The organism is Streptomyces sp. NPDC028419 (genome assembly GCF_055565515.1).
On record NZ_JBVHUE010000021.1, the window covers coordinates 144,457 to 158,838 of the forward strand.

Here is a 14,382-nt window from a genome sequence, read left to right on the forward strand (position 1 = left end):
CACCTTGGGGATGCGCGGACTCGCCGCGGTTTCGCCGCGGACGGGACTCGGATGGGCCGCGGACGGGACTCGGATGCGCCGCGAGTTCGCCGCGGTCTCGCCGCGGGCGTCACTCGGATTCGCCGCGGTCTGGCCGCGGGCGTCACTCGGATCGGCCGCGGTCTCGCCGCCGTTCGGCGGGCCGTTCTCAGCCGTCGAGCGTGGCCATGGCGCCCGCGGGATAGCGGTCTCCCACCAGGCTGCCGTGGGGGGCGATCCGGTCGAGGGCCGCGAGGTCGGCCGCGTCGAGTGCGACGGCGGAGGCGGCGATGTTCTCTTCCAGGTAGGTGACCCGCTTGGTGCCGGGGATGGCCACGACGTCCTCGCCCTGGGCCAGCACCCAGGCCAGCGCGAGCTGGCCGGTGGTGATGCCCTTGGCGGCGGCGAGGGCTTCCAGCTGCTCGACGACGTGCAGGTTGGCGTCGAGGTTCTCCTTCTGGAAGCGCGGCGCGATCCGGCGGAAGTCGTGCTCGGCCAGGTTGTCGAGGTTGCGGATGGCTCCGGTGAGCAGGCCGCGGCCGAGCGGGCTGTAGCCGACGAAGCCGATGCCGAGTTCGCGGACGGTGTCGAGGACCCCGTTGACCTCGACGTCGCGGGTGGCGAGCGAGTACTCGGTCTGTACGGCGCTCAGCGGGTGGACGGCGTGGGCGCGGCGGATGGTGGCGGCGGAGGCCTCGGAGATGCCGAGGTAGCCGACCTTTCCGGCGGCGACCAGGTCGGCGAGGGCGCCGAAGCTCTCCTCGACGGGTACCGCGGGGTCGACGCGGTGCAGGTAGTAGAGGTCGAGGCGGTCGGTGCCGAGCCGGCGCAGGCTGCCTTCGACGGTGGAACGGATGTATTCGGGCCGGCCGTTGAGCTTGCCGGTGATCTGCCCGTCGGGGCTGACCTCGTTGCCGACCTTGGAGGAGACGACGACCTCGTCGCGGCGCCCGGCGATGACCCGGGCGACGAACTCCTCGTTGGAGTGCGGTCCGTAGAAGTCCGCGGTGTCGAGGAGGTTGACGCCGAGTTCGAGGGCCCGGTGCGCCGTGCGCAGGGCTTCCTGGTCGTCGGCGGGGCCGTAGGCGAAGGTCATGCCCATGCATCCGAGCCCCTGCTCGGAGACCGCCAGCCCCTGGCTGCCGAGCTTTCGTTGCCGCATCGTCCACGCCTTCCCGGGTAGTTTTCGTCCCTAGAAACTCTAGCAGTGATAGCCCAAAGAACTAGCAATGAAAGAGTCAATACCTAAGCTAGCCAACAGACCTGACGAAGAGTCAGGTGTTCAGCCGCCCGCCACCAGTTCGGAGCCGACCGACGACCAGCCGTGCCCCTGCTCGGCGGCCCCGCCCTCGGCCAGCGCCGCGTACGGATCGGCTCCGAAGACCTCGCCCGCCGCCCCGCGCAGCCACACGTCGAAGGCGTTGCCCGACTCCCGCAGCCGCTTCGCCGCCCCGGCCGGATCGCGCGCCTCCAGCTGGAGCACCACCACGGACCGTCCGCCCACCTCCTGCACGGCGAAGGACTCCTGCAGGATGCCCGCCCGCCGGCGCGAGGCCTCGTACTCGCGCAGGCGCTCGCCGGACAGCTGCGCCTGGACGTCCTGCCAGCGCTCCGCCCGCCCCGCGGGCAGCTCCAGCACCACGGTCGCCGGCTTCACCGTCCGCCGGGCCGCCGCCTTGGCCGCGCCGCGCGCGGCCGGCGCGAGGCGCCGCATGCCGAGCACCTCCAGCATGTTGGACTCCACGCCGATGCCCCAGCGCTCGGCGATCAGCCCGTTCTCCAGCAGCCGCCACACCACCACGCCCGTGAACTCGATGAACTGGCCCGTGGCGGGCATGCCCAGGAACTCGCCCAGGTGCGTACCGCGCCAGGTGTTGTGGATGACCACGTGGTCCCCGGCGGCGCTCATGTCCTCGATGGTGACGTGCAGGTCGGGGAAGCCCTCGCGCAGACCCGCGATGGTGTACTTGACCCCCTCCAGCCCCTCCGGGGCGCCCGGCAGCGGCTGGTGGTCGATCATGTCGGGGCTGTAGATCCGGTCGACGATGGAGAAGTCGCCCCGGTTGACGAAGGTGTCGAAGACCGAGCGGATGGTCTTCTTGTTCCGCTCCTCGACGCTCTCCCCGACGCTCACTGCGGTACCGGTAGCCACCTCGGTGCGCTCCGTCTCTTGAATCGACACGATCCGTCCGTCCTTACGTCGTCACTTGGCAGGGGTGGGGGCGTCCCAGGTCAGGGTGAGCCCCGCGTACAGGTAGCGGCTGGCCTCGATCGCGAGCAGCAGGACGGTGTCCCCGGGCGTGATCCGGCCGTCCGCCCAGCCCGCGTCCAGGGCGAGCGGTACGGCGGCGGAACCGGTGGCGCCCACGTCGGTGAGGTTCTCCACGATGTTCTTGCCGAGCGTCGCCTGGTCCTCGGCGGAGAGGCCCGCGGTGCCGTACTCGCTGGCGAAGTACTCGGCGTTGCCCTCGGGCAGCACGCAGTGGTCGATGTCGGCGAGCGCGAGTCCGGAGCGGCGCAGCATGTCGTGGATGCCCTCGACGAAGACCCGCGGCCCGAACTTCGCGGTGCCGGGGATGTCGAGGCTGATGTCCATCAGCCGCTTGCGCCCCTGCTGTTCGTGCAGCGGCGCGTCGGTCCCGCCGCCGGTGATCAGCATGCCGGGCTTGCGCGCCCCGCCCATCGACCGCGTCGCGAAGACCTGCCGGCTGCCCGCGTGGGCGGAGCCCTCCTCGCCGGCCTTGAGCACCAGCGCGCCCGCGCCGTCGCCGAAGGTGTAGACGGTGAGCCGGTCGCGCATGCGGACCTTGTACGGGTCCTTGTCGAGGAAGATCGGCGCGAGCAGCGGGGAGACCGCCTCCGAGCCGATGACCAGCGCGGTCGTGTAGGTGCCGTCGGCGAGCTGGCGGCGGGCGATGTCCAGGGCCTGTACGGCGCCCACGCAGCCGGCGCGGACCTCGATGACCGCGCAGTCCTCCAGGCCGAGCTGCTCCTGGACGTAGGTCGCGGCGACCGGCAGCAGGTAGTCGGGGCTGGCCGTGGACATCACGATGAGATCGACCTCGGCGGCCTCCACGCCGGCCCGCTCCAGGGCCTGGCGGGCGGCCGCGGTGGCCATCGCGGAGGTGGAGGTGCGGTGGGCGCCGGTGGCCGGGTCGATCAGCCAGTGGCGGCGCTCGACCTGGATGCCCTCCAGGACGTCGTCCGGCAGCGGCCCGCAGACCTTGGCCAGGGCGTCGTTGTCGAGGGGGTCACCGGGCAGGTGGGCGCCGGTGGCGAGGATCGAGACGTGACGGGTGGGACCGGCGGACCCGGTCCCCGCTGACGTCGTGGTGCTGGCTGACATGGTCAGTTCTCCGTTGCGGGACGCAGGACGAGGCTGATGTGGGTGCCGCCGAGGGAGGAGCTGTTGATGAGCACCGGCCCGCTGGCCAGGCCGTTGTCCCAGCCGGTGACGGCGAGCAGCGCGGCCAGTTGCGCACCCGCGCCGACCGGCTCGCCCAGGATCCGCTTGGGGCTGTGCACGGGCGGCCCGTCGACCGCGGCGACGCGGCCGGTGGCCAGGGCCTCGGGGGCGTCGGCCCGCTCCAGACCGGCCGCGTTGGCCCAGATCCCGGCCAGCTCGGCCGGCTCCACGCCGGCGTGGGCCAGCGCCTCGCGCATGGCCCGCTCCACGCCCTCGCCCCCGTCGTCCCAGCGGCCGATGCCCTGGGCGTCGGAGGCGGTGCCGTGTCCGGCGAACTCGGCCAGCACCTTCGCGCCCCGGGCGCGGGCCGTGGACTCCCGCTCCAGCACCAGCGCGATGCCCGCCTCGGCCAGGGTGTACCCGGATCCGGCGAAGAGCGGCAGCTTGCGGTAGGCGTCCAGGACGCCCGGCGAGAGGTCCTCGACCGCGGGGCACAGCACCGCGTCGGCCCGGTGCTGGAGCAGCAGGTCGTGGGCGACGGTCAGGGCGGAGGCCCCGGCCGCGTGCCCGGTGGTCACGGTGGAGGTGGGGCCCTTGGCGCCGACGTTCATGGCGACCTGGCCCGCGGCCGCGTTGAAGACCGTGTTGGGGAAGACTGCCGGGCTGCCGTGCGAGGGGCAGCCGCCCAGCACCGGGAGCAGGAACTCCTCGATGCTGCGCATCGGGCCCAGCCCCGTGCCCAGGACCACGCCGACGCGCTCGTCGGCGGTCAGGCCCGCGTGCTCCAGGGCCCCCTTGCAGGAGGCCACGGCGAGCTGGCTGATCCGGTCCATCCGGCGGGCGACGCGGGGTTCGATGTGCGCGTGCGGGTCGAACGCGGCGCGGGCGACGCTCAGTCCGCCCTCGTCCGCGCCCAGCGGTACGCCCTCGCTCCAGGCCCGCCAGAGCGCGTCGGCGCCGTCACCGGCCGAGGTGATGGCCGCGAAGCCGGTGATCACGATCTTCTCGGCGGCGGGCGGGGCCGGGACCGTGAAGCGGTGCCCGGAGGGCCAGCCGAAGGCGACGCAGGCGTTGGCCCCGGCGAAGCCGAAGTTGTTGGACAGGGCGGCGTTCATGGCCATCGAGCGCCCGGGGTCGGGCACCGCGTCCAGGCCGCACTTGGGGTCGACACTGGTGAAGTTGGCGGTGGGCGGGGCGATCTGCTCCACCAGCGCCTTGACGGTGACGATCGCCTCGACCGCCCCCGCGGCGCCGAGGAGGTGGCCGATCATCGACTTGGAGCTGCTGAGCGCGGTCTTCTCGGCGGCCTCGCCGAAGGCGGCGCGGACCGCGTTGGACTCGGCGGAGTCGTTCTTGGGGGTGCCGGTGCCGTGCCCGTTGACGTAGGCGACGTCCTCGGGGGCGATGCCCGCGGAGGTCAGCGCGCCGCGGATCGCGCGCGCGGCGCCCTCGCCCTTGGGGTGCGGGGCGGTGGCGTGGTAGCCGTCGGCGGAGAGCCCGTAGCCGAGCACCTCGGCCAGGATCGGGGCGCCCGCGGCGCGCGCCACGGACTCCTCGGCGAGCACGAGCATGCCCGCGCCCTCGCCGAGCGAGAGGCCGTCGCGGTCCCGGGAGTAGGGCGCGGCGGGCTTGGTGGACAGGGACTGCAGGCTGGTGAAGCCGGCGAAGGCGGTCTCGGTGAAGGCGTCGGAGCCGCCGACCAGCATGGCGTCCGCGCGGCCCGCGCTGATCGCGTCGGTGGCGTGGGCGATGGCGTGCGCGCCGGAGGCGCAGGCCGTGTTCACCGACAGGGAGGGGCCCTTGAGGCCGAAGGCGCTGCTCAGCGCCTCGGCTATGGCCTGCGGCGGGACCAGCAGGAAGTGCCGGCCGTCGTCCTCGGGGGCGGTGCCCTCGTCCGCTCTGCGGGCGAGCAGTTCGGCGCTGCGCAGGCCGCCGTTGCAGGAGCCGAAGGCGACGCCCCAGCGGTCGGCGGGCAGCGAGCCCAGGCCCGCCTGCTCCATCGCCTCCTCCGCCGCGAGCAGCGCGAAGTCGGCGGCGGGTTCGCGGACCTGCCCGCCGAAGGCGGCCAGGTAGTCGTAGGCGGGGCGGCGGTCGGTGCTGACCTCGCCGCCGATCTCGGTGTCGTATCCCACCATGGACATGCCGCGGACCGGGCCGATGGCCGTGTGTCCGGTGCGGATGCCCTCCCACAGCGCCTCGGCGCCGTCGCCCTGTGCGGTCACGGCGCCGACGCCGCAGATCACCACGGTGCGGGTGCGGCCCGGGCCGTCCGGCGGGGTGGTGTGGTCGTACACGTCGTCGGTCATGTCCGCGCTCCTTTCGGGTGTGCCGGTCATGAGACCCGCCTCAGCGCGACCGCCACCGCCTGGCCTTCCAGGCCGCGGGCGAGGGCGAGTGCGCTGTCGGGCCGGGTGTCGCGCGGGGTGAGCGGGACGTAGTCCAGGTCACACTCGGCGGCGGGGTTGTCCAGGTTCAAGGTCGCGGGGATGATCCCGGAGTCCAGGGTCAGCGCGGCCACGGCCGCGTTCAGGGCCCCGGCGCCGCCGACCAGGTGTCCGGTCTGCGGTTTGACGCTGCTGATCTGGGCCGCCTTGGCGGAGGTACCGAGCGCGTCGTGCAGGGCGATGGTCTCGCTGGCGTCGCCCTGGACGGTGGCGCAGCCGTGCGCGGCGATGTAGCTGCCGTCGGGGAAGATGCCGCCCGCGTCGGTCAGGGCGCGGCCGATGGCCCGGGACAGGCCGCGCGCCCGGGCCTGCGGGCTGGGCGGTCGTACGCAGTCGTTGCCCGCGCCGAAGCCGGTGACCTCGGCGTAGCAGTGGGCGCCCCGGGCGAGCGCGTGTTCGCGCTCCTCCAGGACGAGCAGGGCGGCGCCCTCGCCGAAGACGGAGCCGGAGCGGTCGCGGTCGAAGGGCCGGAAGGCCGCGTCGCCCAGTTCGGGGCGGGTGGTCAGGACGCCGAGGCCGTCCATCTTGGACATCGCCCACCAGCCGGTGGCGTCGTCGTAGCCGCCGGCGACCACGATGTCGGCCTCGCCGCGGCGCACGGTGCGCATCGCGCGGCCCACCGCCATGGCGCCGGAGTCGGCGGTCCCGGCGAAGTAGGCGTTGGCGCCGCGGATCCCGTACTTCTCGGAGATGTGGAAGCCGGCGGCGGGCTGGAGGCCCTCGACGAAGAAGAGCGGGGCGACGACCGAGGACGCTTCCTGGCCGAGCTTGTGGAGGTCGGGGGTGCCGTCCTCGGCGCGGATGGCCTGGAGCTGGGCGATGAGTTCGTCCATGCGCGGCATTTCCTTGTTGCTGCCCAGGAAGAGGCCGGCCCGGTGCCCCAGGTCCTTCTCACCGTCGAGTCCCGCGTCGCGCAGCGCCAAGGTGGCGCCGGCCAGGGCGAGTTGGTCGCCGCGGCAGAGCATCCGCAGGGTGCGGCGGCTGGCCCACTCGGTGGGCTGGAAGTCGGGGATCTCGGCGCCGATGCCGGTCTTCAGCGGGGCCGGGTCGTAGGCGCGCAGCGGGCCGATCGCGCTGCGGCCCTCCAACAGGGCCTCCCAGGTCGGTGCGGCGCCCTGTCCGATCCCGGTCATCAGGCCGATGCCGGTCACCATCACGCGCCGCCTGTTGTCGCTCATGCTGTGCCCTCCCAGGGCTTCTCGGCGCTCACGAGGGTGAGGACGCGAGCGGCGGCGACCACACGGCCCTCGACCTTGGCGGTGGCCCTGACATCGGTGCCGTTCTCGGTGCGGCCGATCACCTCGACGGTGATCTGGACCTGGTCGCCGGGTCCGACGAAGTGCTTGAAGCGCACCCCGCGCACGCCCGCGAGGCGCCAGTCGGCGGCGTCGCCGCCGGCCACCGCCTTGGCGAGGGTGGCCATGGACTCCAGGAGCAGGACGCCCGGCAGGATCGGGTGGCGCGGGAAGTGGTGGTCGAAGGCCGCCAGGGTGGCCGGCACGTTGCGGATGCCCACGCCCCGCTCGCCCGGCACGAGTTCCTCCAGCCGGTCGAAGCCCGGGACGACGGGGGTGGCGAGCGAGGTGGTCACGCGTCCTCCCGCGGGGCGCCGATGACGATGGCGGTGTTGCTGCCGCCGAAGGCGAAGGCGTTGATCAGGGCCGCGTCGACCTTCATCGGGCGCGCGGTGTGCGGTACGTAGTCCAGGTCGAGGCCGCGGTCGGCCTCGTCCAGGTTCACGGTCGGCGAGACCAGGGAGTGCCGCATCGCGTTGATCGCGGCGAGGACGCCCAGGCCCAGGCTGGCCGAGGTCAGGTGGCCCGACATCGACTTGGGGGCGCTGACCACGATCTTCCGCGCGTCGGCGCCGAACACCTTCTTGATGGCGACCGTCTCGGACTGGTCGTTGCCGTGGGTGCTGGTGCCGTGCGCGACGACGTAGTCGATGCCGCCGGTGCCCAGGCCCGATTCGGCGAGGGCGCCCTCCATGGCCTGGATGGCGCCGGAGCCGTCCGGCGGGGAGTCGGTGATCCGCCAGGCGTTGAGGCTGGAGCCGTAGCCGAGGACCTCGGCGAGGACGGTGGCGCCGCGCGCGCGGGCGCTGTCCATGTCCTCCAGGATCACGGCGACGGCGCCCTCGCCGATGACGAAGCCGGAGCGGTCCGCGGCGAAGGGCCGCGAGGCGTGCGTCGGGTCGTCGTTGTAGCGGTCGGTGAGCGCGCCCAGCAGGCTGAAGCCGAGCAGGTCCAGCCAGGTGGTCAGCGAGTCGTAGCCGCCGGCCACCATCATCTTGGCGTCGCCCTCCTGGATGGCGCGGTACGCCTCCCCGATGGCGTGCCCGGAGCCGGCGCAGGCGGTGGAGATGCCCATCATCGGGCCGGTGCCGCCGACCATCCGGGCCATGGCGGCCAACGGGACGTTCTGGTCGTCGGTCAGGGTGACCGCCGGGGGCTGGCAGATGAAGGCGTCCGACTGCCCGCTGGTGGCGCGCAGGTGGCCGATGTCGAGGAGGGCCTGGAGTTCGGGGCGGCCGACGCTGGCGCCCATGGCGACCCCGCGCTCGTCGGCGGCGTACACCTCTTCGGAGACCTGGTCGATGCCCGCGTCGCGGACCGCCTCCCAGGCGGCGGCGACGCCGAACTGGCCGACCCGCGAGAGGTGCTTGCGGCCCACGTGCGCCGGAATCGCCTTGGCGGCGTCGAAGTCCTTGACCTCGGCCGCGATGCGCACGGGGAATCCGGTCGCGTCGAAGGTGGTCAGCGCACCGACGCCGCTGCGCCCGGTGGCCAGCCCCTCCCAGGTGGTCCCGGCGTCGTTGCCGAGGGGGGTGACCGCCCCGATGCCCGTGATGGCCACGCGCTTGATGTCGCTCGTACCGCTCATCCCACCGGACCTCCGCCCTGTAGCTGCCGCGCCATGCGCGCCGTGTTCGCCGGGTCGTCGAGCCGCTCGGCGTCGATGAGCGCGCACAGGATGCCGCTCGCGTCCAGGACGGTCTCGCCGTCCACGGTGACCGTGCCGTCGAGGATCGCGGCCTCGTCGGTCATCGATTCGATCCTGGCCTCCATGCGGAGCACCTCGCCGGGCCGTACGGCGCGGCTCGCGGTGGCGTCGCCGACGGCGAGGAGCGCGGCGCGCAGCGTGTGGTCGGTGCTGAGCATGATCAGCCAGGTGGCCGACTGGCACAGGGCTTCCAGGGCGAGCCCGAAGGGCATCGCGGGGCCGCCGCCGGTGTGCTGCCAGTAGTCCTCGTCGACGGAGGTGACCTTGCGAGCGGTGATGTGCTCGCGGGGAGTCCAGGATTCGATCCTGTCGATCAGATGGAATCGCATCGTCGTCTCTTCTTCCGGTCCTTTCGATCCTCGCGGTCCGTTACGGACGGCCGATGCCGAGCTGGGCGGAGAACCCGCCGTCGACGCAGAGCAGTTCGCCGGTGGTGTAGCCGGAGTCGGGGCCGGCCAGGAACACGGCGGCCGCGGCGACCTCCTCGACGGTGGCGAAGCGGCGCAGCGGGATCTGCTTCTTGATGGACCTGCCGCCGTCCTTCTCCATCACCTCGCCCACCAGTTCGGTCGGGGTGAAGCCGGCCAGGACCGCGTTGACGCGGACGCCGAAGCGCGCGAACTCGATGGCCGCGGCGCGGGTGAAGGAGTTCAGCGCGCCCTTGGAGGCGGAGTAGTTGGACTGGCCGATCCAGCCGGTCTCGCCCATGGCGGAGGAGATGTTGACGATGGTGGCGTTGCCCGCCGTCATGAACTGCTCGCTCACCGCGTGGGTGCAGTGGTAGGCGCCGCCGAAGTTGACCTTCATGACGTTCCACCAGGCGTCGGGCTTGGACTGGTAGATCAGCCCGTCGTCGCTGATGCCGGCGTTGTTGACCAGGATGTCCAGGGCGCCCAACTGAGCGATGGCCTCGGCGACCAGCCGGGCCGCGTCCTCGGGGTCGGCGACGTCGGCGCCGATCGCCACGGCCCGGCCGCCCGCCGCCTCGATCTCCTCGACCACCGCGAGGGCGTCCTCCCGGCGCGAGCGGTAGTTGACTGCGACGGCCGCCCCCTGTTCGGCCAGGGCCAGGGCGATGGCCCGGCCGATGCCGCGCGAGGCACCGGTGACCAGGGCGGTGCGGTCCTTCAGCTTCATCTGTCTCTTCCCGTTTCTGCTGCGAGGCGAGCGGCCTGGTGGTCTGGAGGGGGAGGGAGCGGCAGGGGGCTCCGGGGCACCGTCGGCCCGGAGCCCCCTGCCGGTCGTGGACCTAGGCCGCGGCCGCCGCGCGGGCGCGCTCGGTCAGCAGGTCGGTCAGGTTCTGGACGGTGAAGAGGCCCAGTACGCCCTCGGCCGTCAGCGGCTCGCTGAGCTGGCTGCGGTTGAACTGCGGCAGGACCTTCTCCAGGTGGGTGAGGCCGGTGTCGTTGACGACCTCGTTCTCGTCGCCGAACTCCTCGTCCGGGATGCCGCCCTGGAGCAGGTTGGCGATGTCGGCCACGGTGATCTTCACCTTGGTGGCGCGCTCCACGCGGAAGAGGATGTCGAGCAGGTCGATCGATTCGGCGCCCAGCTGCCCGAGCAGGGTCGCCTCGGGCACGGCCTCGGCCTCGTCGATGCCGAGCGCGTCGGCGATGGCGGCCTGGACCGCGGAGAGGTAGTCGGTCGAAGTGGTGGCAAGGGTTTCGGGCACCGTGGGCTGCCTTTCAGAGGGTTGGCAAGAACAGGACGGGAAGGCGTGCGGGTGGGGCCGGAGGTCAGGCAGCGGCCGCCGTGGTGGCGGGCTCCGGCCTCAGGTCGCGCAGCAGGGTGGTGATGCGGCGCGCGTCGTTGGTGCTGCGGACGGGGGCGTCGGGCGCGACGCGGCCGGCGAAGCCGCTGAGCACCCGGCCGGGACCGGCCTCGAGGTAGCCGCCGACGCCGAGCGCGGCGGCCGCCTCCAGTACGCCGACCCAGCGCACGGGACCGGCCAGCTGACGGCGCAGCAGGTCACGGGCGTGCGCACCGTCGCGGACGACGGTGGCGGTCACCGAGCTGATGACGGGCACCCGGGGTGCGCGGAAGGCGACCCGCTCCAGCGCGGCGGCGAACTCGTCCTCGATGGCGCTCATCAGCGAGCAGTGGAAGGGGGCGGAGACCTTGAGCTGCACGGCGCGCTCCGCGCCGGCCTCCAGGGCGAGCCGGGCCGCCTCGGCGACCGGCGCGCTCTGCCCGGAGATCACCGTCTGGCCCGCCTCGTTGTAGTTGGCGACCTCGACCACCCCGAGCGGGGCGGCCGCCGCACAGACCTCTTCGATCCGGGCCGGGTCCAGGCCCATCAGCGCGGTCATCGCGCCCGAGACCTCGCGCGAGACCCCGGCCATCAGCTGGCCGCGGATCCGCACCAGCCGCAGCGCGTCGTCCGCGTCCAGCACCCCGGCGGCGATCAGGGCGGTGTACTCGCCCAGGCTGTGCCCGGCCACCGCGCCCGGTACGAAGCCGGTCTCGGCGCGCAGCACCTCGTACACGGCGAGGCTGGTGGCGACGATGGCGGGCTGGGCGATCTCGGTCGGCGCCAGGGCCTCTTCGGGGGCCGTGGTGCACAGCTCGGTCAGCGGAAGCCCCGTGGCCGCCTCTGCCCGGGCCAGGACGCGGCCGGCCGTGCGGGGGTGTTCGCGAAGGAGATGTCCCGCCATGCCCGCGCGCTGCGAGCCCTGTCCGGGAAACATCGTGAATAGGTTGTCGATCATCCCCGTTCCTACCTCACTGACTTGTGGCCGATAGGTCATCGAGCCGTCGGCGACCGGTTTTCGACTCTGCGAATCTGGCACTCCGATCTGGCGCATTCCTCGAATTGACCTAGACCGGCGCCGAAGGCCCGCCATTGACGGGGAATGCGGACCGCCACAAACTGGCCGACATGGTGAGGATGAGCGCACAGGAACGGCGTACGAGCGTCATCCGGGCGGCCATGCGTGAATTCGCGCGGGGAGGCTACGACGGCACGTCGACCGAGAGCATCGCCCGGCGCGCGGGAGTGTCCCAGCCGTACCTCTTCCGGCTCTTCCCCGGCAAGCGGGCGATCTTCCTGGCGGCGGCGAGCCGCTGCCTCGGCGACATCGCGGAGCTGTTCGCCGAGGCGGCGCGCGGGCTGACGGGCGAGGAAGCGCTGCGCGCGATGTCGCGGGCCTACACCCGGGTCATCGTCAAGGAGCCGGACCGCCTGCGGCTCCAGATGCAGGTGTACGTCGCGGTCGCGGCCGCGGAGGCCGCGGGCGACCCGTCCCTCGGCGAGGCCGTGCGCGCGCGGTGGATGGAGGTGTGGGAGACGGTCGAGGCGCGGCTGGGCGCCGACCCGGGGGCGACGACCGCGTTCATGGCGCGCGGGATGCTGGTCAACGTGCTGGTGTGCACGGGCTTCCCGGCGGGCCACCCGCTGTGGTCCGGGCTGCCCGCGGAGGGACCGCCGCCCGCGGGAGCGACGGCGCGCGCGCTGCCCGGGTGACGCGGCACGGGGCCGCCCACCCGGGCTCGGCGTGGCGTACGGACGGCGTACGGACGGCGTACGGGCCTACTCGGCGCCGGGTGCGGACGTGGCCGCCGGGGTCCGGTCCGGGGCGGCGGGGGCGCGGTGGCGCCCGGTCTGTCCGGCCCAGCGGGATCCGTAGGCGACCTGGCCCTGTTCGGCCGCGGCGAAGGCCTTCGTGTTCCAGTTCTTGCGCATGAAGGCCTCCCGCGCCTTGATCAGCAGCGGGTTCTTCACGGAGCCCATCTGCCCGATCCGCCAGGCGATGTTCTGCAGCGGCGCGGTGCGCTGCTGGCGCTCGCTCTCGTAGCGGCGCAGCGCCGAGACCGGGTCGCTGCCGGCTCCGGCGAGGTGCTCGGTGAGCACGAGGGCGTCCTCCAGGGCCTGGCAGGCACCCTGTCCGATGTTGAAGGTGATGGGGTGCGCGGCGTCCCCGAGCAGGGTGACCCGGCCCTGGCCCCACTGGCGTTCGGGCTTGCGGCCCTCGACGTCGCCGCGCAGGATCCACTCCTCGGGGGTGGCCTTGAGGATGTCGGCGACCGGTCCGCCCCAGCCCGCGTGGCGGCGCAGCAGCATGTCCCGCACGCCGGGCAGGTCGCGTCCACCGGGCGCGCCGTTGGCCACGCTCATCCAGTGGACCAGCCCCGGGGCCACGTCGTAGTAGGTGAAGCGGGTGCCCGGCCCGAACATGGCGTTGAAGGTGCCCGGGGGGATGTCGGCGTGCTCCATCTGGGCCCGGCCGCGCCAGGCGATGTAGCCGCTGTAGCGGTTCCGGGCGGGGCCGAACATGGCGTCCCGGACGGCCCCGTGGATGCCGTCGGCGCCGATCAGCAGGTCACCGCGCTCGGTGGTGCCGTCGGCGAAGCGGACGGTGACCCCCTCGCGGTCCTGGTCGAAGCCGACCACGTGGGCGCCGGTGCGCACCACGTCCCCCTGGAGGGCGTCGCGCAGGATGCCGTGCAGGACCGAGCGCTCGACGGCGATGGTGGGCGCGCCGTAGCGGGCGACGAAGTCGCCCACCGGCCAGGCGCCGAGGACCTCTCCGCGCCAGGTGCTGAAGTGGGCGGTCTCCTGGGCGGGGGCGATCTCCAGGACCTCCTCGGCGACGCCGAGGTAGTCCAGCGCGAGGACGCCGTTGGTCCAGATGTGCAGACCGGCCCCGCCGTCGCGCAGTTCCTCGGCCCGCTCCAGGACGAGGGGTTCGAAACCGCGCTGCTGCAGGGCGAGGGCCGCGGCGAGGCCGCCGATCCCTCCGCCGGCGATGAGTATGCGACGGGCATGTCCTATGGCCATCTTGTGTGCTCTCCTCGTGGCTGCCCGGGCCGGTCCGGGACCGGTCGTGAACTCCCTGGCGGACTAGTGGAGTTGTCAACGCTAGCATTCCAAGCATCGAACTTGATAGTCTCGGCAGAACATCTAGCGTCGCTACAAAGGTGGTTGTGATGGAAGTCCTCCTGCAAACGCTGGCCGTGATCGCCACCATGGCCAACGCGGTGGTCTACGGCACCGACGTCTTCGGCGCACTCGTCCAGCGCCCGGCCCTCGCCCACGTCGACGACGCGACCCTCACCAGCGTCATGGGCCAGACCCACCGCTTCGGCGACGCCCGGATGGTCGTCCCCGGCGTCACGGGCCTGGTCTCCACGGTGGCCACCGCCGGCCTGGCCGGCTTCGAGGGCAAGCCCGTGCCGTCCATCGCCGCGGGCATCTCGGCGCTGGCCCTGGTGATCTGGCTGACGATCTACAACAAGGTCAGCGTGCCGGTGAACAAGGCGCTGACCAGCGCCGCCCTGGAGTGCAAGGTCGCCCCCGACGCCCGGGGCCTGCAGCGCACCTGGGACAGCGTGATCAACGTCCGGGTGCTGCTCCAGGCGGTGGCCCTCGGCGCGATGTGCGTGGTCCTCTCCACCACCTGAGAGGCGCGTGGGGGGGGGGGGGGGGGGGGGGGGGGGGGGGGGGGGGGGGGGGGGGTCTTGGGCTGGCTTGCCCCTCTCCCCTCCGCGCGATTTGGGGTGTTGGTGGTTGTT

At 73.0% G+C, this 14,382-nt stretch carries 14 protein-coding genes; 2 read left to right on the forward strand and 12 right to left on the reverse strand.

The window, feature by feature from the left end; genetic code table 11:
* Positions 1-187 precede the first annotated feature (187 nt).
* From ACZ4UB_RS24385 to fabD, 11 genes are all read right to left on the reverse strand, one after another.
* Positions 188-1,180, reverse strand: coding sequence for an aldo/keto reductase (locus ACZ4UB_RS24385; RefSeq protein ID WP_468073121.1), 993 nt, complete (start codon positions 1,178-1,180; stop codon positions 188-190).
* Between the two features lie 120 nt (positions 1,181-1,300).
* Positions 1,301-2,200 (reverse strand): ester cyclase, encoded by a 900-nt coding sequence (locus tag ACZ4UB_RS24390; RefSeq protein WP_468073123.1) that lies wholly within the window; start codon positions 2,198-2,200, stop codon positions 1,301-1,303.
* Positions 2,201-2,221: 21 nt separating this feature from the next.
* Positions 2,222-3,364: a 3-oxoacyl-ACP synthase III family protein gene (locus ACZ4UB_RS24395; protein ID WP_468073125.1), complete on the reverse strand. Its 1,143-nt coding sequence runs from the start codon at positions 3,362-3,364 to the stop codon at positions 2,222-2,224.
* Positions 3,365-3,366: 2 nt separating this feature from the next.
* A complete protein-coding gene (locus ACZ4UB_RS24400; protein ID WP_468073127.1) occupies positions 3,367-5,730 on the reverse strand; it encodes a beta-ketoacyl synthase N-terminal-like domain-containing protein in 2,364 nt (787 codons plus the stop codon).
* Between the two features lie 26 nt (positions 5,731-5,756).
* The gene (locus ACZ4UB_RS24405; RefSeq protein WP_468073129.1) at positions 5,757-7,046 is read right to left on the reverse strand and encodes a beta-ketoacyl-[acyl-carrier-protein] synthase family protein; all 1,290 of its coding nucleotides are present in this window, start codon (positions 7,044-7,046) and stop codon (positions 5,757-5,759) included.
* Positions 7,043-7,459, reverse strand: coding sequence for an ApeI family dehydratase (locus ACZ4UB_RS24410; protein WP_468073131.1), 417 nt, complete (start codon positions 7,457-7,459; stop codon positions 7,043-7,045). Before ACZ4UB_RS24410 ends, ACZ4UB_RS24405 begins: the two co-directional genes overlap by 4 nt.
* On the reverse strand, positions 7,456-8,751 hold the full coding sequence (locus ACZ4UB_RS24415; RefSeq protein ID WP_468073133.1) for a beta-ketoacyl-[acyl-carrier-protein] synthase family protein: 1,296 nt from the start codon (positions 8,749-8,751) through the stop codon (positions 7,456-7,458). The genes ACZ4UB_RS24410 and ACZ4UB_RS24415 overlap by 4 nt, the downstream gene beginning before the upstream one ends.
* Positions 8,748-9,200, reverse strand: coding sequence for a hotdog family protein (locus tag ACZ4UB_RS24420; RefSeq protein ID WP_330335543.1), 453 nt, complete (start codon positions 9,198-9,200; stop codon positions 8,748-8,750). Before ACZ4UB_RS24420 ends, ACZ4UB_RS24415 begins: the two co-directional genes overlap by 4 nt.
* Positions 9,201-9,240: 40 nt before the next feature.
* The gene (locus ACZ4UB_RS24425) at positions 9,241-10,008 is read right to left on the reverse strand and encodes an SDR family NAD(P)-dependent oxidoreductase (RefSeq protein ID WP_385776257.1); all 768 of its coding nucleotides are present in this window, start codon (positions 10,006-10,008) and stop codon (positions 9,241-9,243) included.
* 112 nt (positions 10,009-10,120) lie between these two features.
* The gene (locus tag ACZ4UB_RS24430; RefSeq protein ID WP_351051441.1) at positions 10,121-10,543 is read right to left on the reverse strand and encodes an acyl carrier protein; all 423 of its coding nucleotides are present in this window, start codon (positions 10,541-10,543) and stop codon (positions 10,121-10,123) included.
* 64 nt (positions 10,544-10,607) lie between these two features.
* Positions 10,608-11,579, reverse strand: a complete 972-nt coding sequence (fabD, locus tag ACZ4UB_RS24435; RefSeq protein ID WP_468073136.1) for an ACP S-malonyltransferase — start codon at positions 11,577-11,579, stop codon at positions 10,608-10,610.
* Between the two features lie 170 nt (positions 11,580-11,749).
* Here fabD and ACZ4UB_RS24440 point away from each other — a divergent pair, with 170 nt between their 5' ends.
* Positions 11,750-12,334: a TetR/AcrR family transcriptional regulator gene (locus ACZ4UB_RS24440; RefSeq protein ID WP_468073138.1), complete on the forward strand. Its 585-nt coding sequence runs from the start codon at positions 11,750-11,752 to the stop codon at positions 12,332-12,334.
* 66 nt (positions 12,335-12,400) lie between these two features.
* On the opposite strand, the gene ACZ4UB_RS24445 is transcribed toward ACZ4UB_RS24440, so the two are convergent.
* Positions 12,401-13,648, reverse strand: coding sequence for an FAD-dependent monooxygenase (locus ACZ4UB_RS24445; RefSeq protein WP_468073140.1), 1,248 nt, complete (start codon positions 13,646-13,648; stop codon positions 12,401-12,403).
* A gap of 149 nt (positions 13,649-13,797) precedes the next feature.
* On the opposite strand from ACZ4UB_RS24445, the gene ACZ4UB_RS24450 reads away from it, so the two are divergent.
* Positions 13,798-14,271 carry a DUF1772 domain-containing protein gene (locus ACZ4UB_RS24450; RefSeq protein ID WP_468073142.1) on the forward strand — a complete coding sequence of 158 codons (474 nt, stop codon included), beginning with the start codon at positions 13,798-13,800 and terminating at the stop codon, positions 14,269-14,271.
* Positions 14,272-14,382: the final 111 nt, after the last annotated feature.